We start from the raw sequence: 17,688 nt of genomic DNA on the forward strand, positions 1-17,688 counted from the left end.
GGTATCGGCGGCGACCCCATCATCGGCACCACCCACATCGACGCCCTCGCCGCCTTCCAAGACGACCCCGACACCGAGGTCATCGTCATGATCGGGGAAATCGGCGGCGACGCCGAAGAACGCGCCGCAGCCTTCATCAAGGACAACGTCACCAAACCCGTCGTCGGCTACGTCGCCGGCTTCACCGCCCCCGAAGGCAAAACCATGGGCCACGCCGGCGCCATCGTCTCCGGCTCCACCGGCACCGCCCAAGCCAAAAAACACGCCCTCGAAACCGCCGGAGTCAAAGTCGGCAAAACACCATCCGAAACCGCCACACTCGCGCGAAAACTCGTCCGCAACGCCTGACGGCGGACCACGCGGCGGCGCCGGGTTCCTCCAGCGCCGCCGCTTCGGCGTTCAGGGCAGCGGCAACCGCGGCAGACCCGGCAGCCGCAGCGCACCGACCAGCCCGGCGCCGGTCACACTCAGCACCGCGGCGACGAGGAACGCGACGGCGTATCCGTCGCTGCCGGCGACGTACCCCGCGAGCGCGACCCCGAGCAGCCCACCCACGGACTTGGCACCGTAGAAGACCCCGAAGTTCGGCAACCCGGGTCGCTCACCGAAATGACCCTCGACCAGCCCGGGCAACAGCCCGTAACAGGCCCCTGCGGCCCCTCCGGCGAGCGCGGCACCGAGGAGCAGCAGCGTCGCACTGCCCTGCTGCCCGGCCGACAGGAGCAGCAGCTGCGCCACTCCCCCGGCACAGAGCGCGACCCGCACGACCCGGCGCCGGCCGAACCTGTCGCTCGCCCACCCCTCCGCCGTCCTCGTGAGACCACTCGCCGCGGCGAGCACAGCCAGCGCGGCCGCACCGAAGCCCGCACTCCACCCGCTTTCCACGGCGAACACGGCGAGGTGAGCGATGTCGAAGAGGATCACCGCGGTCAGGCAGGTCACCGCCAGATACAGCAGCCGGAACACCGGGGAACGCACCATCTCGGCGTCCGAATAGCGGCGAATCGGTGGGCGGTTGCGGCGCAGGCCACGGTTGACGGACTTGTCGAGCGCCCATTCGCGGGGGTCCACATGCGGGGGCCACCAGTAGTCCGGCGGGTCACGCAGCAGCAGGGCGGCGGCCGCGACCAGCAGGACGACCAACACGCCGGCGACGCCGAGGAACGCCTCGATGCCGTCTGGCGTGGCGAACTGGCCGGCGAGCACGACGAACGGGATCGACCCGTAGGCGAACGCGCCGCCGACGAAGGCGGTCCGCGCAGGCCGTTCCGGATACCAGCTCGCCACCACACCCAGGCAGGTGCCGTAGATCAGCCCGGCACCGATGCCGCCGAGTACTCCGTGGTTGAGCAGCACGACGACGAGGCTGCCGGAGCCGCCCAGCGTCACCAGTCCCGTCGCGCACAACACGGCACCAACGAGCATGGGCACGGCAGGCGGCACGCCGAGCCTGCCGCGTAACCGCGCTGCCGGATACACGGTGCCGCTCTGGCACAGGATCCATACGGCGAGCACCCAGCCACCCTGTGCGAGGCTCCAGCCATGCGTGCTGCCGAGTACGGGCATCAGGGCCCCGTAGCCGTACTGGCCGACACTCGCGACCAGCATCGCCGCCCATGCCGCCCAGAACATCCAGGTGCGCGAGCGGCCAAGCAGGTCACGATCGGTCTGCCCCACGCGGTAGCGCCGGCCGTAGTAGTCGCGGATCTCCTTCAGGACCGGCACAGGCGTGCCGCTGTACATGACGGACATACCTCACCTGTTCGCTGCATACAGTATGGAGCAGCCAGTATCGCAGGAACCTGGTGTGATGTCGACAACAGCGATTTGCGCCCTAAAACCACCCCCAAGGCCACCTTGGTTGCGTTCAACGCAACCAAGGTGGCCTTGGGGGACGAAAAACGTCAGTCGCGGGACCAGGCCACGCGCATCCACTGCACGCCGAGCACGAGCATGCAGGCCACCGCGAGCACCATGCCGATACCCGGGCCGCCACCGGCGGCTCCGCTGGCGGTGGAGGACTGCTGCGACCAGATCGCGAGGAACCCGTCGACAGCGGAGATCCAGCTGCCGATCGCGCACACCCAGCACAGCCACCAGCGCCGGGTGGACAGTGCCGCCACGGCCGCCAGGACACCGAAGAGGGCGGACGTCGTCGCGAACAGCCGGGGAATCGCCCCACCTTCGCCGGCGAGCACCTGCCAGCCGACGTGGTCGCCGACCCACGGCAACAGCAGCCCCACGACGACACCGAACACGGCAATGGCGATCCCGAAGCCACGGCGGCCGAACTCCACGGTCTTCGCCGCGCGGCTCACAGCCGCGTCGACGTCGGCGCCCAGCTCGTCGAGACCGGCGGCGTCGCCCTCACTCGGGCGCTGTCCGTTGCCGTCCTCGCCGCTCACAGCGCACACCCTCCCGCGCCGGACCCGGCCGTGGCGGGCGCCGGCGTACCGAAGGACGGCAGGCCGAGACTCACCCCGCTGGTCTTGGGACGCAGTCCCGCCTCGGTGTTGTCGCCGGCGCGCGTCCGCCGGTGCGACAGCAGAGCACCGTCGGCGACGAGATGATGCGGAGCCGCGTACGTCACAGTGGTCTCCACGATGTCGCCGGGGCGAACCGCTGTGTCGATGGCGGAACCCTCCGGCGTGAAGTGCACCAGCCTGCCGTCGCGGGCCCGCCCGCTCATCCTGTGGGTTTCGGCGTCCTTGCGCCCCTCCCCCGCCGCGACGAGCAACTCCACTGTGCGGCCGACGAGCTTCTTGTTCTCGTCCCACGCGATCTCGTCCTGTAGCGCGACGAGCCGGTCGTAACGCTCCTGGACGACCGCCTTCGGCACCTGGCCCGCCATGTCGGCTGCCGGGGTACCGGGCCGCTTCGAGTACTGGAAGGTGAAGGCGCTGGAGAACCGCGCCTGCCGCACGACGTCGAGCGTGGCCTCGAAGTCCTCGTCGGTCTCGCCGGGGAAGCCGACGATGATGTCGGTCGTGATCGCCGCGTCCGGCATCGCGGCGCGCACATTGTCCAGGATGGACAGGAACCGCGACGAGCGGTACGACCGGCGCATCTGCTTGAGCACGCGATCCGATCCGGACTGCAACGGCATGTGCAGCTGGTGACAGACGTTCGGCGTCTCGGCCATCGCGTGGATGACGTCGTTGGTGAAGGCCGCCGGGTGCGGCGAGGTGAAGCGGACGCGTTCGAGCCCGTCGACCGAGCCGCACGCACGCAGCAGCTTGCCGAAGGCGAGCCGGTCACCGAACTCGACGCCGTAGGAGTTGACGTTCTGGCCGAGCAGGGTCACCTCCAGCACGCCCTCGGCGACGAGCGCCTCGACCTCGGCGAGCACCTCGCCTGGCCTGCGGTCACGTTCCTTGCCGCGCAACGAGGGGACGATGCAGAAGGTGCAGGTGTTGTTGCACCCGACGGAGATGGAGACCCAGCCCGAGTAGGCGGACTCGCGCCGCGCGGGCAGCGTCGAAGGGAAGGTCTCGAGCGACTCCAGGATCTCGACCTGCGCCTCGGCATTGTGCCGGGCGCGCTCGAGTAGCACGGGCAGCGCGCCGATGTTGTGGGTGCCGAACACGACGTCGACCCACGGGGCACGCTTAACGATTTCGCCACGATCCTTCTGCGCGAGGCAGCCGCCGACCGCGATCTGCATGCCGGGGTTGCCGGCCTTGCGCGGCCGCAGGTGCCCGAGGTGGCCGTACAGCTTGTTGTCGGCGTTCTCCCGCACTGCGCAGGTGTTCAGCACGACGACGTCCGCTGCCTCCCCATCGGCAGCCGCCACGTAGCCCGCCTCCTCGAGCTGCCCGGCGAGCCGCTCGGAGTCGTGCACGTTCATTTGGCAGCCGAAGGTGCGGATGTAAAAGCTTTTGGTCACCCGATCTCCTGGTCGCGCTGGTAGTCCTGCACCCACCAGGGTAGGTCAACGGCGAAAAAGCACCTCACGACGCCTGTGGATCGCCGAATGGCTAAGGTTCGGACACAGTGTGCCGGCCAGCTGACGCGGAGTTGAACGGGCACTTAAGGTTGCGTTTTGATCTGAACGTCATACCGGGATTGCCCCAAAGGTGTTGAATGCCGGTGTCGTTCCCGCGAGACCCCGCGACCCGAGCAGATCACCGCGATGGAGGTTAAATGAGCACCGCGACACCCGCGCCGCCCATGATCAAGGCGGCCGCGGTGAACAAGTACTTCGGTGACCTGCACGTACTCAAGGAAATCGACTTCGAGGTCCCCAAGGGGCAGGTCGTCGTGGTCCTGGGCCCTTCCGGCTCTGGCAAGTCGACCCTGTGCCGCGCCATCAACCGCCTGGAACCGATCAACTCCGGCGAGATCGCGGTGGACGGCAAGCCGCTGCCCGCCGAGGGCAAAGCTCTGGCTGCCCTGCGCGCGGACGTGGGCATGGTGTTCCAGCAGTTCAACCTGTTCGCGCACAAGACCATCCTCGACAACGTGACGCTGGCGCCGCAGAAGGTCCGCAAGGTCTCCTCGGCCGAGGCGCGCAAGACGGCGATGGAGCTGCTCGAGCGGGTCGGCATCGCCAACCAGGCCCAGAAGTACCCGGCCCAGCTCTCCGGTGGTCAGCAGCAGCGTGCGGCCATCGCCAGGGCACTGGCCATGCGGCCGAAGGTGATGCTGTTCGACGAGCCGACCTCCGCATTGGACCCGGAGATGGTCCAGGAGGTGCTCGACACCATGACCGGGCTGGCCGACGAAGGTATGACCATGCTGGTCGTCACGCATGAGATGGGCTTCGCCCGCCGCGCCGCGCACCGGGTCGTGTTCATGTCCGACGGCGAGATCGTCGAGGACTCCACCCCGGATGAGTTCTTCACCGCACCGAAATCCGAGCGGGCCAAGGACTTCCTTGGCAAGATCCTCACTCACTAGTTCGCTACCCGTGTGCTGTCGGGCACCCCGACGGCAGCGGGGCGATAGATGGAAGGAACACGAAGCAAATGCGGTTCAGCCGAGTATTGCGTGTTGGCGCTCTTGTGGCAGCCACGAGTTTCGCACTCGCGGCCTGCGGTGGCGGCAACGGTGGGGATGACGAGGCGTCGGGTGGTGACTCGCTCGTCCAGCGGGCGCAGGATGCCGGCAGCCTGAAGATCGGTATCAAGATCGACCAGCCGGGCATTGGCCTGCAGACGCCGGACGGCGGCTACGAGGGCTTCGACGTCGATGTCGCCAAGTACATCGCCAAGGAACTCGGTGTCGAAGAAGGCAACATCGAATTCGTCGAGACGCCGTCGGCCCAGCGCGAGAACGCGATCGAAAGGGGCGACGTCGACTTCATCGTCGCCTCCTACTCGATCACCGACGAGCGCAAGGAGAAGGTCGACTTCGCGGGACCGTACTTCCTCGCGCACCAGGACCTGCTCGTCCGCGCCGACGACAACTCGATCACCGATGCCGAATCGCTCAACGGCAAGAAGCTGTGCTCGGTGCGGGGTTCGACCTCGGCACAGAACGTCAAGGACGATTTCGCACAGGACGCTGACCTGCAGGAGTACGCGGGTTACTCCGAGTGCCTCACCGGCCTGGAGAACGGCGCCGTCGACGCGCTGACCACCGACGACACGATCCTCGCAGGCTACGCCGCGCAGAACGCCGGCAAGTTCAAGCTCGTCGGCGCCAAGTTGAGCGACGAGAACTACGGCGTCGGTCTGCGCAAGGGCGACACCGAGGGCCGTACGGCGATCAACGACGCGATCAAGAAAATGCAGGACGATGGTTCCTGGGAGGCGGCGGCCGAGACGTGGTTCGGCCCGGCGGGCTACGAGGTCCCGCAGCCCCCAGCCATCGAGCAGTGACCCGCTGACACAACACTGAAAGAAGAGCCGAACTGATCCTGGGCCGGCCATCACGGCCGGCCCAGGGTCGTTTGGTCCTGTCGAGGAGCCCACTGTGTTCGACTTTCTGAGCGAGTACGACGTACTCGGGGCGTTCTGGGTCACCGTCCAGCTCACAGCGCTGTCTGCTGTGGGTGCGCTGATCTGGGGCACGATCCTCGCCGGCATGCGCGTGAGCCCGGTCCCCCTGATGCGCGCTTTCGGCACCGCCTATATCAATGTCATGCGGAACACCCCGCTCACCCTCGTCATCCTCGCGACCTCGCTCGGCCTCAACCAGACGCTGGGTTTCACGCTCGCCGGCCAGGACTTCTCCGAGCAGAACTTCCGCCTGTCCGTGCTGGGCTTCATCGCGTACACGGCGACCTTCGTCTGTGAGTCGATCCGTTCAGGCATCAATACCGTTCCGGTCGGCCAGGCCGAGGCCGCCAGAGCGCTCGGCCTCGGGTTCACACAGGTTCTCAGCATCGTGGTACTTCCACAGGCGCTGCGGTCCGTCATCGGTCCCCTCGCCAGTGTGTTGATCGCCCTCACCAAGAACACCACGATCGCGAGCACCATCGGCGTCGCCGAAGCGTCCCTGCTCATGAGCGAAATGGTCGAGAACGAGAGCGACAACATATTCCTGGTCTTCGCGATCTTCGCTCTCGGTTTTGTGATTCTGACCCTGCCTACCGGGCTGATTCTCGGGTGGGTGTCCAAGAAGGCGGCGGTGAAACGATGAGTGCTCCTTCAGTCCTCTACGACGCGCCAGGCCCCAAGGCCAAGGCACGCAACGTCATCTACGCTGTCGCCTTCGTCGTGGTGTTCGTCGCGGCAGCGTGGTGGGTGCTCGACACGATGGCGGAGAAGAACCAACTCGACTGGGCGAAATGGAGCCCGTTCTTCACCGACTCCCGGGTGTGGACCACGTTCATCCTGCCGGGCCTGCTGAACACCTTGACGGCAGCTGTTCTTTCGATCCTGATCGCGTTGCCGATCGGTGCGTTGTTCGGCATTCTCCGCTTGTCCGATCACAAATGGATCAGCGGGCCCGCGGCGACCATTGTGGAGTTCTTCAGGGCGGTTCCGGTCCTGATTCTGATGTTCTTCGCCAACGAGTTCTACTTCAACTTCACTGACGTACCCTCGGACCAGCGACCGCTGTACGCCGTCGTGACAGGCCTCGTCCTGTACAACGGCTCAGTGCTCGCCGAGGTCGTCCGCGCAGGCATTCTCTCGCTGCCTCGGGGACAGACCGAAGCGGCGCAGGCGCTCGGCTTGCGCAAGACGCAGACGATGACGAACGTTCTGCTTCCCCAGGCTGTCACGGCCATGCTGCCCGCGATCGTCAGCCAGGTCGTGGTCATCGTGAAGGACACCGCGCTTGGTGGTGCCGCACTCGGCTTCGCCGAATTGCTCAGCCGGTCCCGGCCGATCGCGAACAACTACGGCGCGAACACCATCGCCACGCTGGTCGTCATCGGCGTCGTGTACATCGTGCTGAACTTCATCATCACGTCACTGGCCACCTGGCTTGCGAACTGGAGCAGGCAACGACGGCGCGGGGCGCCCAGCGCCGTCGCCGGCCCTAACGACACCGGAGACCAACCGCTCGCCGGCGTACTCTAGCGCGCCGTCAAAGACAGTGAGGGCCACCAAGACCCGCTTCACCGCTGGTTCTTGGTGGCCCTCACTGCTTCTGCTGATCAGTCCCCGCCTCGGCGGAAGAGCTTGTTGCCCAGCCAGACGATCGGGTCGTAGCGGCGGTCGGCAACGCGCTCCTTCATCGGAATCAGCGCGTTGTCGGTGATGTGGATGTTCTCCGGGCACACTTCGGTACAGCATTTGGTGATGTTGCAGTAACCGAGGCCATGGTCGGTCTGTGCCTCGTCGCGCCGGTCGGCCACATCCAGCGGGTGCATCTCCAGCTCGGCAATGCGCATCAGGTACCGGGGCCCGGCGAACGCCGTCTTGTTCTCCTCATGGTCGCGCACCACGTGACACACGTTCTGACACAGGAAACACTCGATGCACTTGCGGAACTCCTGCGAGCGTTCCACATCGGACTGCCACATGCGGTACTCCCCCGGCTTCAGCTTCGGGGGCGGCGCGAACGACGGAATCTCCCGTGCCTTGGCGTAGTTGAACGACACGTCGGTCACCAGGTCACGGATCACCGGGAACGTGCGCATCGGCGTCACGGTGATGACCTCGGACTCGTCGAACACCGACATCCGCGTCATGCACAACAGCTGCGGCCGGCCGTTGACCTCGGCCGAGCACGAACCGCACTTGCCCGCCTTGCAGTTCCAGCGCACCGCGAGGTCCGGCGCCTGCGTTGCCTGCAGCCGGTGGATCAGATCGAGCACCACCTCCCCTTCGTTGGCCTCGACCGTGAAGTCCTGCAGCTGACCGCTGCCGTTGTCGCCACGCCACACCCGGAGCTTCGCGTCGTAACTCATCTCCTCAGGCCTTCCTCTCCGCGTGGTCGGCGAGTTCGTCCTCCGTGTAGTACTTCTCGAGCTCGCTGAGCTCGAACAACTCCAAGAGGTCCGGTCGCATCGGCTCCTGAGCCTTCGCCACGACGGTCACCAGCGGCACCAGCGAATCGCCGCCTCCGGCACTGCACACGAGCAAGGTGTTGCGCCACTTGGCATCCATCTGCGGGTGGTCGTCGCGGGTGTGCCCGCCCCTGCTCTCCGTGCGCCGCAGCGCCGCCTGCGCCACGCATTCGCTGACCAGCAACATGTTCCGCAGGTCGATCGCCAGGTGCCAGCCCGGGTTGTACTGACGGTGCCCCTCGACGGTGACGCCGGCAAGGCGCCTGCGGATCTCGGCGAGCCTGTCCAGCGCCTTCGAGATCTCATCCGCCTTACGGATGATGCCGACGAGATCGTTCATGCTCTGCTGGAGCTCGGTGTGCAGCGAGTACGGGTTCTCCTCGATGACACCGTCCTCGGGCGGGCCGAAAGGAGCAAGCGCGAGCTTCGCCGCTGCGGCGACGTCGGCGTCGTCGACATGGGGCCGCTCCCGTAGCGATTCCACATAGGACGCGGCGCCCAGCCCCGCCCTGCGGCCGAAGACCAGCAGATCCGACAGCGAGTTGCCGCCGAGGCGGTTGGAACCGTGCATCCCACCCGAGCACTCGCCCGCGGCGAAGAGCCCCGGCACGCTGGCGGAGGCGGTGTCCGGGTCGACCTCGATACCACCCATCACGTAGTGGCAGGTGGGCCCGACCTCCATCGGCTCCCTGGTGATGTCCACATCGGCCAGTTCCTTGAACTGGTGGTACATCGACGGAAGCCGTCGCTTGATCTCCTCGGCAGCCAGCCGGCTGGCGATGTCGAGATACACCCCGCCGTGTGGTGAGCCGCGGCCCTCCTTGACCTCGGTGTTGATGGCCCTCGCGACCTCGTCCCGCGGCAGCAGGTCCGGCGTGCGGCGGTTGTTGTCGGGGTCGTCGTACCAGCGATCGGCCTCGTCGTCGCCGTCGGCGTACTGTCCTTTGAAGACATCGGGGATGTAGCGGAACATGAACCGCTCGCCCGCGGAGTTCTTCAGTACGCCACCGTCGCCACGCACGCCCTCCGTGACGAGGATGCCCTTGACACTCGGCGGCCACACCATACCTGTCGGGTGGAACTGGACGAACTCCATGTTGATCAGATCGGCGCCCGCGCGCAGTGCCAGCGCGTGCCCGTCGCCGGTGTACTCCCACGAGTTCGAGGTCACCTTGAACGACTTGCCGATGCCCCCGGTCGCGATCACCACTGCCGGTGCCTCGAAGAGCACGAAACGGCCGGACTCGCGCCAGTAGCCGAAGGCGCCCGCGATGCGGCCGTCCGACTTGAGCAGCTCGGTGATCGTGCATTCGGCGAAGACCCTGATCTTCGCCTCGTAGTCACCGAGCTCCCGGTAGTCCTCCTGCTGCAGCGACACGATCTTCTGCTGCATCGTGCGGATCAGCTCGAGCCCGGTGCGGTCGCCGACATGCGCGAGCCTCGGATAGGTGTGCCCACCGAAGTTGCGTTGGCTGATCCTGCCGTCCTTGGTGCGGTCGAACAGGGCACCGTAGGTCTCCAGCTCCCATACCCGGTCGGGCGCCTCCTTGGCATGCAGCTCAGCCATCCGCCAGTTGTTCAGGAACTTGCCGCCGCGCATGGTGTCGCGGAAATGAACCTGCCAGCTGTCGTTGGGATTCGCGTTGCCCATCGCGGCCGCGCAACCGCCTTCGGCCATCACGGTGTGCGCCTTGCCGAACAGGGACTTGCACACCACCGCGACACTCAGGCCGCGCTGCCGTGCTTCGATCACCGCGCGCAGCCCCGCGCCGCCGGCACCGATCACCACGACGTCGTAGCTGTGCCGCTCGACCTCGGTCATGAGTTGCCACCTTCGAGAGTGCTGTTCAGTTGATGAAGCGCAGGTCCGCGATCACGTCGGTGGACACGAGCCAGACGTAGAGATCGGTGAGCACCAGCGTGCCCAGCGTGATCCAGGCGAACTGCATGTGCCGCGTGTTGAGCCTGCTGACCTGTGTCCAGATCCAGTACCGGACCGGGTTCCTGGAGAAGTTCTTGAGCCTGCCGCCGGTGACATGCCGGCAGGAGTGGCAGGACAGCGTGTAGCACCACAGCAGCACGACGTTGCCGAGCAGGATCACGTTGCCGAGCCCGAAGCCGAAGCCGCGCTCCCCGGAGAAGGCGACGATGGCGTCGTAGGTGTTGACCAGCGACACGGCAATCGCGAAGTAGAAGAAGTACCGGTGCACGTTCTGCACGATCAGTGGCAGCCGGGTCTCACCGGTGTACTTCGCGTGCGGCTCGGCGACAGCGCAGGCGGGGGGCGCGAGCCAGATCGAACGGTAGTACGCCCTGCGGTAGTAGTAGCAGGTGAGCCGGAACCCGAGCAGGAACGGCAACGACAGGAACGCCAGCGGAATGAACCCGGGCAGCTCACCGAAGGGCGTGCCGAAATGGCTCGAGCCGGGCACGCAGGAGTCGCTCAGACACGGCGAGTAGAACGGCGACAGGTAGTGGTACTGGGCGTCGTAGTAGCCCACCCGCAGGAACGAGCGGATGGTCGCGTACACGAGGAACGCAGCCAGGCCGAGTGTGGTCAGCAGCGGTGGCAGCCACCAACGGTCGGTACGCAGCGTGCGTGCGGCGATGGTCGCCCGCGAGCGGGCGGGGACGGTGGTGTCGGGGCCGGCCACGTTGCCCGCCGACGCCGTCACCGCTGGTGGCGCTGGTAGCCGCCGACGCCCTCGTCGTCCGCGCCCTCCCACAGGGCGGGGTCGTAGGGAGTGTCTGGCACCGGAACCTTGTCGACCGGCCCCGCCTGCGCGGGAACCGGCGCAATCCGGTCCAGCTCGACCGCGTCGATGTCGAGCCGCTCAACGTCGTTGACGAGCCGGCGCACCGCGGGCGCCTCCCCGTAGCGGGCGCGCAACGCACCCACGCATTGCCTGAGCTGTCCGATGGTCCGGCGGAGTTCGCTCAGCTCTGTACTGGACATACGCGTGCCCTCCGAATCACTTCCGGCGCCTATGGCCGACTCTGCCTTCCAGCGACAAGTGTGACAAGTAGCACACTCCGAGTGTGACCGTGATCGGGATCACTATTTGTCGCTCTCTTAATCGATTTTGAAAGCAAGACGGGCTATCTGTATCGTGTCAGTTGTCACTGCCCAGCCGCGACGCCAGTGCTGCCGTCCGCCGCCTGCCACTTCCAGTGAAGCGACCGGAGCTGCTCGTGAACCCAGTGCCCGACACCGTCCACCCCGTCCTCGCTCAGGTCACCGCGCGCATCGCCGCCCGCAGCGCGGGCAGCCGCGCCGCCTACCTCGCCCGCGTGTCCGCCGCCGCCTCGGCAGGCACGACGCGCTCGGGTCTCGGCTGCGGCAACCTGGCCCACGGCTTCGCCGCCTGCGCGGGACCCGACAAGCTCGCCATCCGCGGCCTGGCCAAGCCCGGTATCGCGATCGTGTCCGCCTACAACGACCTGCTGTCCGCACACCAGCCGTTCGACGAGTTCCCGGCCTGGATCAAGGACGCCGCCAGGGACGCGGGCGGGGTCGCCCAGTTCGCCGGCGGTGTACCCGCCATGTGCGACGGCATCACCCAGGGCCGCGCGGGCATGGAGCTGTCGCTGTTCAGCCGCGACGTGATCGCGATGGCCACCGGTGTCGCGCTGTCGCACGAGATGTTCGACGGGGCGCTGCTGCTCGGGGTCTGCGACAAGATCGTTCCTGGCCTGCTGATCGGAGCGCTGTCCTTCGGGCACCTGCCCGCCATCCTCGTTCCCGCGGGGCCGATGACCTCGGGCCTGCCGAACAAGGAGAAGGTCCGCGTGCGCCAGCTCTACGCCGAGGGCAGGGCCACCCGTGCGGACCTGCTCGACGCCGAATCGGCCTCGTACCATTCGCCGGGCACCTGCACCTTCTACGGCACCGCGAACTCCAACCAGCTCGTGGTCGAGGTCATGGGTCTGCACCTGCCGGGCGCGAGCTTCGTGCACCCCGGCACGCCACTGCGGCGGGCACTGACCGAAGAGGCGGCACGGCGCATCGTCGCGATCGCCCGTGGGGAGCAGTACACCCCACTGGCCGAGGTAATCGACGAGCGCGCGGTCGTCAACGGGCTGGTCGCGTTGCTGGCCACCGGCGGGTCGACCAACCACACGCTGCACCTCGTCGCGATCGCCGCGGCGGCCGGTATCCAGCTGACCTGGGACGACTTCGCCGAGCTTTCCGCCGTCGTCCCGTTGCTGGCCAACGTCTACCCCAACGGCAGCGCCGACATCAACCACTTCCAGGCAGCCGGTGGTGTGCAGTTCCTCGTCGGCACGCTGCTGGATGCCGGCCTGCTGCACGACGACGTACGCACTGTCGCCGGCACTGGCCTGCACCGGTACCGGCAGGAGCCCTACCTCGACGACGGCACGCTGGCCTGGCGGGACGGCACCCCGCACAGCCTCGACGAGGCCGTCCTGCGCCCGGCGGAACGCCCGTTCGCGCCCGACGGCGGCCTGCGCATGGTGTCGGGCAACCTGGGCCGCGCGGTGATCAAGGTGTCGGCGGTCGCGCCGCAACACCGGATGGTGCAGGCGCCGGCGCGCGTGTTCGCCACGCAGGCGGAGTTCGATCGTGCCTTCCGCGCCGGGGAACTCGACCGCGATGTCGTGGTGGTCATCCGCAACCAGGGCCCGCGGGCGAACGGGATGCCGGAACTGCACGGGCTCACCCCGGCGCTCGGGGTGCTGATGGACCGGGGACACCAGGTCGCCCTCGTCACCGATGGCCGCATGTCCGGGGCGTCCGGCAAAATACCGGCGGTGATCCATGTGACCCCGGAAGCCGCGGCGGGTGGTCCGCTCGCCAAGGTCGCCGACGGGGACCTCGTCAGGCTCGACGCCGAAGCCGGTGAGCTCGACGTGCTCGTCGACACGGGCGAGCTGGCCGCGCGGGAGCTCACCGACAACCCGCCGGCTGAGACAGAGTGGACCGGGACCGGGCGGGAGCTGTTCGCGGCGCTGCGGCGCTCGGTCGGCCCGGCGGATCAGGGCGCGAGCGTGTTCGGGCCCGTCACACCAGAACATTTCGGCGCGCCGACGGAGGTCAGTGTGGGAGGTACGGCATGACGACGAGCCGTGAGCTACTCGGGTTGTCACCGGTGCTGCCGGTGGTGGTGCTGCACGATGCCGGGGACGCGGTCCCGGTTGCGCAGGCGCTGCTGGCCGGGGGTATCCGTGCGATCGAGCTGACGCTGCGCACCCCCGTGGCGCTCGAGGCCATCGCCGCCGTCGCCGCGAAGGTTCCGGGCATCGTGGTCGGCGCAGGCACGGTGACCCGGCCCGAGCACGCACGGCAGGCCGCGGATGCGGGCGCGGCGTTCCTGGTGACGCCCGGCAGCACCGATGCCGTCCTCGATGCGACCTTCGCGACCGGCCTGCCGTTCCTGCCAGGAGCGGCCACCGTGTCGGAGGCCATGCGGCTGTCCGAGCGGGGCGTGGACACCCTGAAGTTCTTCCCGGCCGAGGCGAGCGGCGGCACCGCCGCGCTGAGCGCGATCGGCGGTCCGCTGCCCGACCTCCACTTCTGCCCGACCGGCGGAATCACGGTGGAGAGCGCACCGCGCTATCTCACGCTGCCGAACGTAGGGTGTGTGGGTGGCACGTGGTTGACCCCCAAGGACGCACTCGCCGCTCGGGACTACAGGCGGATCGAAGCGCTGGCGAAGGAAGCCTCGGCCCTCGGGCGGTGACGTCTCGAAGGAGAGACGCCTGCGGTGAGTTGGGCCTGGTTCGGCGATCCGGACTATTGGGCGTCGCGGCTGGTGTTCCAGCGAATGCTGGCCGCGATCTACCTGCTCGCGTTCCTGGTGGCGCTCAACCAGTTCCGTGCGCTCCTGGGTGAGCACGGCCTGCTGCCGGTTCCCCGTTTCCTGCGACACGTGCCGTTTCGTGATTCGCCGAGCCTGTTCCATTTCCATTACTCGGACCGGTTCTTCCTGATCGTCGCCGGAACCGGGGCCGTGGTGTCGGCCGGGCTGCTGGCCGGCCTGGCGGATCCGCTGCCCATCTGGACGAACCTGCTCGTGTGGGCGATTCCCTGGATGCTGTACCTGTCCATCGTCAACGTCGGGCAGACGTGGTACGCGTTCGGCTGGGAGTCCCTGCTGCTCGAGACGGGATTCCTCGCGATCTTCCTCGGCCCGGCCCACGTCGCGCCGCCTGCGCCGGTGTTGTGGCTCCTGCTGTGGCTGCTGTTCCGGGTCGAGTTCGGCGCCGGCATGATCAAGATGCGCGGAGACCGGTGCTGGCGTGACCTGACATGCCTGTACTACCACCACGAAACCCAGCCGATGCCCGGACCGTTGAGCTGGTATTTCCACCACCTGCCCAAGCCACTGCACAGAGCCGAGGTCGCCGCCAACCACGTCGCGCAACTGGTGGTGCCGTTCGTACTGTTCGCACCACAACCCGCCGCGACGGTCGCCGCCGGCATCATCATCGTCACGCAGGGCTGGCTGATGGTGAGCGGCAACTTCGCCTGGCTCAACCTCATCACCATCACGCTCGCCGTCGCCGCTGTCGACGGCACGATCCTCCCCCTCGGCTCACCTCCGGTCACCGCGGCACCACCGTGGTACCGGGGTGTGGTGCTGGCGGTGACTCTGGGCGTGATCGTGCTGAGCTACTGGCCGATCCGTAACCTGCTGGGCCGCGGGCAGCTCATGAACTACAGCTTCAACCGATGGCATCTGGTCAACACCTACGGGGCGTTCGGCAGCATCACGCGCGATCGCCACGAGGTGATCATCGAAGGTGCCGACGCGGCCGAGCTGACCGAGCGGACCCAGTGGCGGGAGTACGAGTTCAAGGGCAAGCCCGGCGACCCACACCGCCGCCCGCCGCAGATCGCGCCCTATCACCTAAGGCTGGACTGGATGCTGTGGTTCGTCTCGCTGTCCTCCCGCTACGGCGCGCACTGGCTGCCCGAACTGGTCACCAGGCTGCTGACCGGCGACCAGGCGACGCTGGCACTGTTGCGGCGCAACCCATTCCCGGACTCACCACCGACGTTCGTCCGGGCGAGGCTGTTTCACTACCGGTACACCACGCGGGAAGAACGCCGGGAGACCGGGGCCTGGTGGGTTCGCGAGCCCGTGGCGACCGTGGTCCGGACCTGCCGTCTCGACGCCCATGGTGCCGTGGTGCCCGTAGGAATGCCGGACTAGGGAACGTAGACTGCTCCAGTGGCCCGGCGCGAGCAGCGCCGGCGCCGTGGCTGCGCGACCTAGCGACAACGGCCTAATCGAGCGCGACGTCATCCAGCATCGTGGATTCGGCACCCGCGTCGCGGAGCTCCTCGCGGACAACCGTGTACGACAGGCCCTGCGGATACCCTTTGCGGGCGAGCACCCCGAGCAGCCGCCGGGTCGCGGTCTGCTCGTCAACATCCCCCAGGGAGCGCAGCTTCTTGCGCACCAACTGCCGCGCCCGTTCCTCCTCGGCGTCCCGGTCGATCTCGCCGGCGGCTTCCAGGGCGACGTCGCCATCGACGCCCTTGCGTTTCAGCTCGGCGACCAGCGCGCGCTTCGACAGTCCTTGGTAGGTGTGGCGAGAGCGTACCCACATCTCGGCGAATGCCGCATCGTCCACGAGCCCGGCATCATCGAGCTTGCCGAGCAGTGTTTCCCGGGTCTGCTCGTCGAAGCCCTTCCGCCGGAGCGCCTGGCGAAGCTCGTCCTTGGTCCGCGGTCGGGCGGCCAGGAGATCGAAACAGATCTCCTTGGCCTTCTTCCGCGCTTCCTCGGGTGTCAGCTCCGCGATCGGAATCGCTCGACCACGCTGTGCCGACCGTGCGCCTGATGTGTTCGCCTCGCCGGGGTTCCACTCGCCCACGCGGCGGCGTCCTTAGAAGTCAACCGGCGCGGGTGCGGTGTCTTCGGCGTCGAGCTGTGCTCCGATGCCGAGCTTCTCCTTGATGCGCTTCTCGATCTCGTTGGCGATGTCGGGGTTCTCCCGCAGGAACCGCCGCGCGTTCTCCTTGCCCTGCCCCAGCTGGTCGCCCTCGTAGGTGTACCAGGCGCCCGACTTGCGCACGATGCCCTGGTCGACGCCCATGTCGATGAGCGAGCCCTCCCTGGAGACACCCACGCCGTACAGGATGTCGAACTCCGCCTGCTTGAACGGCGGCGCGACCTTGTTCTTCACGACCTTCACGCGGGTGCGGTTACCGACCGCCTCGCCGCCGTCCTTCAGGGTCTCGATGCGGCGCACGTCAAGGCGGACCGAGGCGTAGAACTTGAGCGCCTTACCACCGGTGGTGGTCTCCGGGGAGCCGAACATCACGCCGACCTTCTCCCGGAGCTGGTTGATGAAGATCGCGGTGGTGCCGGAGTTGCTCAGTGCGCCGGTGATCTTGCGCAGCGCCTGGCTCATCAAGCGCGCCTGGAGGCCGACGTGGGAGTCACCCATCTCGCCCTCGATCTCGGCGCGCGGCACCAGCGCGGCGACCGAGTCGATCACCAGGATGTCGAGTGCGCCGGAGCGGATCAGCATGTCCGCGATCTCGAGCGCCTGCTCACCGGTGTCCGGCTGGGAGACCAGAAGTGCATCGGTGTCCACACCGAGCGCCCTGGCGTACTCGGGGTCGAGCGCGTGCTCGGCGTCGATGAACGCCGCGATGCCGCCCGCCTTCTGGGCATTGGCCACCGCATGCAGCGCGACCGTCGTCTTACCCGAGGACTCCGGGCCGTAGATCTCCACGATGCGCCCGCGCGGCAGGCCTCCGATGCCCAGCGCGATGTCGAGGGCGATGGCGCCGGTGGGAATGACCTCGATCGGCGGCCGGCTGTCCTCACCGAGCCGCATCACCGACCCCTTGCCGAACTGCTTGTCGATCTGGGCAAGAGCTAGATCGAGCGCCTTGCCCTTGTCCGGTGCTGCTGGCATGGAATCCACCTCATTGGCTATTGGCTGTTGCAGTTGTGCTCTGTTGGGCTCGACGTTACGGGCCAGGTCCGACAGTTCCCGGTCTGCGCGGAAATCTGTGGACAGACAACCCCGATGTGGACAACACGATAGCCGAACACGTGTTCGAGGTCGAAACTGACACACCGTGCCGCTAGGATTTCCGGCCGGTCAGCGGCGCTCAGGCGGGATCCCGAACTCGGCACAGACCTCCTGCCAGATCTCCTTGGCCGACACCCCGGCCGTGAGCGCCTCCTCGATCGTGCGCCCCCCGAGGCCGCTGAGCACATGGTCCTTGGCCAGCGTCTCGGCGCGGGCCGCACCGAACTCCTCGGCCATCTGCCGTCGAAACACCGTGATCCGCATCG

General features: G+C 67.4%; 17 protein-coding genes and 1 pseudogene. 8 read left to right on the forward strand and 10 right to left on the reverse strand.

The genetic code is table 11. The features are described 5' to 3' along the window. Window positions 1-348 (forward strand): annotated as a pseudogene (locus ABZ863_RS16510) (succinate--CoA ligase subunit alpha); the annotation flags it as partial. Window positions 349-399: 51 nt separating this feature from the next. Here ABZ863_RS16510 and ABZ863_RS16515 read toward each other — a convergent pair. The 3 genes from ABZ863_RS16515 to miaB form a co-directional block, all read right to left on the reverse strand. After that, window positions 400-1,752 carry an MFS transporter gene (locus ABZ863_RS16515; protein WP_358536046.1) on the reverse strand — a complete coding sequence of 451 codons (1,353 nt, stop codon included), beginning with the start codon at window positions 1,750-1,752 and terminating at the stop codon, window positions 400-402. Window positions 1,753-1,904: 152 nt separating this feature from the next. Next, window positions 1,905-2,405, reverse strand: coding sequence for a hypothetical protein (locus ABZ863_RS16520; protein WP_358536048.1), 501 nt, complete (start codon window positions 2,403-2,405; stop codon window positions 1,905-1,907). Then, window positions 2,402-3,886 carry a tRNA (N6-isopentenyl adenosine(37)-C2)-methylthiotransferase MiaB gene (miaB, locus tag ABZ863_RS16525; protein ID WP_358536050.1) on the reverse strand — a complete coding sequence of 495 codons (1,485 nt, stop codon included), beginning with the start codon at window positions 3,884-3,886 and terminating at the stop codon, window positions 2,402-2,404. Before miaB ends, ABZ863_RS16520 begins: the two co-directional genes overlap by 4 nt. 284 nt (window positions 3,887-4,170) lie before the next feature. Here miaB and ABZ863_RS16530 point away from each other — a divergent pair, with 284 nt between their 5' ends. The 4 genes from ABZ863_RS16530 to ABZ863_RS16545 all read left to right on the forward strand — a co-directional run bounded on the left by ABZ863_RS16530 (window position 4,171) and on the right by ABZ863_RS16545 (window position 7,472). Next, window positions 4,171-4,899, forward strand: coding sequence for an amino acid ABC transporter ATP-binding protein (locus tag ABZ863_RS16530; protein WP_358536331.1), 729 nt, complete (start codon window positions 4,171-4,173; stop codon window positions 4,897-4,899). A 104-nt stretch (window positions 4,900-5,003) separates the two neighbouring features. After that, window positions 5,004-5,822, forward strand: a complete 819-nt coding sequence (locus tag ABZ863_RS16535; RefSeq protein WP_358536052.1) for a glutamate ABC transporter substrate-binding protein — start codon at window positions 5,004-5,006, stop codon at window positions 5,820-5,822. A 94-nt stretch (window positions 5,823-5,916) separates the two neighbouring features. After that, a complete protein-coding gene (locus tag ABZ863_RS16540) occupies window positions 5,917-6,585 on the forward strand; it encodes an amino acid ABC transporter permease (protein ID WP_358536054.1) in 669 nt (222 codons plus the stop codon). Next, window positions 6,582-7,472 carry an amino acid ABC transporter permease gene (locus tag ABZ863_RS16545; protein WP_358536056.1) on the forward strand — a complete coding sequence of 297 codons (891 nt, stop codon included), beginning with the start codon at window positions 6,582-6,584 and terminating at the stop codon, window positions 7,470-7,472. The genes ABZ863_RS16540 and ABZ863_RS16545 overlap by 4 nt, the downstream gene beginning before the upstream one ends. A 77-nt stretch (window positions 7,473-7,549) precedes the next feature. Here the strand turns inward: ABZ863_RS16545 and ABZ863_RS16550 are convergent, their stop codons facing one another. From ABZ863_RS16550 to ABZ863_RS16565, 4 genes are read right to left on the reverse strand one after another with little or no spacing between them, the layout of a single operon-like run. Then, a complete protein-coding gene (locus tag ABZ863_RS16550; protein ID WP_358536058.1) occupies window positions 7,550-8,305 on the reverse strand; it encodes a succinate dehydrogenase/fumarate reductase iron-sulfur subunit in 756 nt (251 codons plus the stop codon). A 4-nt stretch (window positions 8,306-8,309) separates the two neighbouring features. Continuing rightward, entirely contained in the window at window positions 8,310-10,226 is a 1,917-nt protein-coding gene (locus ABZ863_RS16555) for a fumarate reductase/succinate dehydrogenase flavoprotein subunit (RefSeq protein WP_358536060.1), read from the reverse strand. A gap of 25 nt (window positions 10,227-10,251) precedes the next feature. Then, window positions 10,252-11,058 (reverse strand): hypothetical protein, encoded by an 807-nt coding sequence (locus ABZ863_RS16560; protein ID WP_358536334.1) that lies wholly within the window; start codon window positions 11,056-11,058, stop codon window positions 10,252-10,254. Between the two features lie 17 nt (window positions 11,059-11,075). Next, window positions 11,076-11,360, reverse strand: coding sequence for a hypothetical protein (locus ABZ863_RS16565; RefSeq protein ID WP_358536062.1), 285 nt, complete (start codon window positions 11,358-11,360; stop codon window positions 11,076-11,078). A 236-nt stretch (window positions 11,361-11,596) separates the two neighbouring features. Between ABZ863_RS16565 and edd the strand changes: the two genes are divergently transcribed. The 3 genes from edd to ABZ863_RS16580 are packed head-to-tail and all read left to right on the forward strand — an operon-like array spanning window position 11,597 to window position 15,582. Next, window positions 11,597-13,483, forward strand: coding sequence for a phosphogluconate dehydratase (edd, locus tag ABZ863_RS16570; protein ID WP_358536064.1), 1,887 nt, complete (start codon window positions 11,597-11,599; stop codon window positions 13,481-13,483). Next, window positions 13,480-14,106 (forward strand): bifunctional 4-hydroxy-2-oxoglutarate aldolase/2-dehydro-3-deoxy-phosphogluconate aldolase, encoded by a 627-nt coding sequence (gene eda, locus ABZ863_RS16575; protein WP_358536066.1) that lies wholly within the window; start codon window positions 13,480-13,482, stop codon window positions 14,104-14,106. Before edd ends, eda begins: the two co-directional genes overlap by 4 nt. A 24-nt stretch (window positions 14,107-14,130) precedes the next feature. Continuing rightward, window positions 14,131-15,582: a lipase maturation factor family protein gene (locus ABZ863_RS16580; RefSeq protein ID WP_358536068.1), complete on the forward strand. Its 1,452-nt coding sequence runs from the start codon at window positions 14,131-14,133 to the stop codon at window positions 15,580-15,582. Between the two features lie 73 nt (window positions 15,583-15,655). Here the strand turns inward: ABZ863_RS16580 and ABZ863_RS16585 are convergent, their stop codons facing one another. The 3 genes from ABZ863_RS16585 to ABZ863_RS16595 form a co-directional block, all read right to left on the reverse strand. Next, window positions 15,656-16,183 (reverse strand): regulatory protein RecX, encoded by a 528-nt coding sequence (locus ABZ863_RS16585; RefSeq protein ID WP_358536337.1) that lies wholly within the window; start codon window positions 16,181-16,183, stop codon window positions 15,656-15,658. Window positions 16,184-16,261: 78 nt separating this feature from the next. Continuing rightward, window positions 16,262-17,302, reverse strand: coding sequence for a recombinase RecA (recA, locus tag ABZ863_RS16590; RefSeq protein ID WP_358536070.1), 1,041 nt, complete (start codon window positions 17,300-17,302; stop codon window positions 16,262-16,264). 189 nt (window positions 17,303-17,491) lie between these two features. Then, complete coding sequence (locus tag ABZ863_RS16595; protein WP_358536072.1) at window positions 17,492-17,686, reverse strand: DUF3046 domain-containing protein; 195 nt, start codon at window positions 17,684-17,686, stop codon at window positions 17,492-17,494. Window positions 17,687-17,688 lie beyond the last annotated feature (2 nt).

Source organism: Saccharomonospora sp. NPDC046836, assembly GCF_040645195.1.
Lineage (GTDB): Bacteria > Actinomycetota > Actinomycetes > Mycobacteriales > Pseudonocardiaceae > Prauserella_A.

Bases quoted from the DNA above. Each gene is read 5' to 3' on its own strand.
- ABZ863_RS16515 (WP_358536046.1), bottom strand. From the start codon at position 1,752: ATGTCCGTCATGTACAGCGGCACGCCTGTGCCGGTCCTGAAGGAGATC.
- ABZ863_RS16530 (WP_358536331.1), top strand. From the start codon at position 4,171: ATGATCAAGGCGGCCGCGGTGAACAAGTACTTCGGTGACCTGCACGTA.
- ABZ863_RS16545 (WP_358536056.1), top strand. From the start codon at position 6,582: ATGAGTGCTCCTTCAGTCCTCTACGACGCGCCAGGCCCCAAGGCCAAG.
- ABZ863_RS16550 (WP_358536058.1), bottom strand. From the start codon at position 8,305: ATGAGTTACGACGCGAAGCTCCGGGTGTGGCGTGGCGACAACGGCAGC.
- ABZ863_RS16555 (WP_358536060.1), bottom strand. From the start codon at position 10,226: ATGACCGAGGTCGAGCGGCACAGCTACGACGTCGTGGTGATCGGTGCC.
- ABZ863_RS16565 (WP_358536062.1), bottom strand. From the start codon at position 11,360: ATGTCCAGTACAGAGCTGAGCGAACTCCGCCGGACCATCGGACAGCTC.
- eda (WP_358536066.1), top strand. From the start codon at position 13,480: ATGACGACGAGCCGTGAGCTACTCGGGTTGTCACCGGTGCTGCCGGTG.
- recA (WP_358536070.1), bottom strand. From the start codon at position 17,302: ATGCCAGCAGCACCGGACAAGGGCAAGGCGCTCGATCTAGCTCTTGCC.
- ABZ863_RS16595 (WP_358536072.1), bottom strand. From the start codon at position 17,686: ATGCGGATCACGGTGTTTCGACGGCAGATGGCCGAGGAGTTCGGTGCG.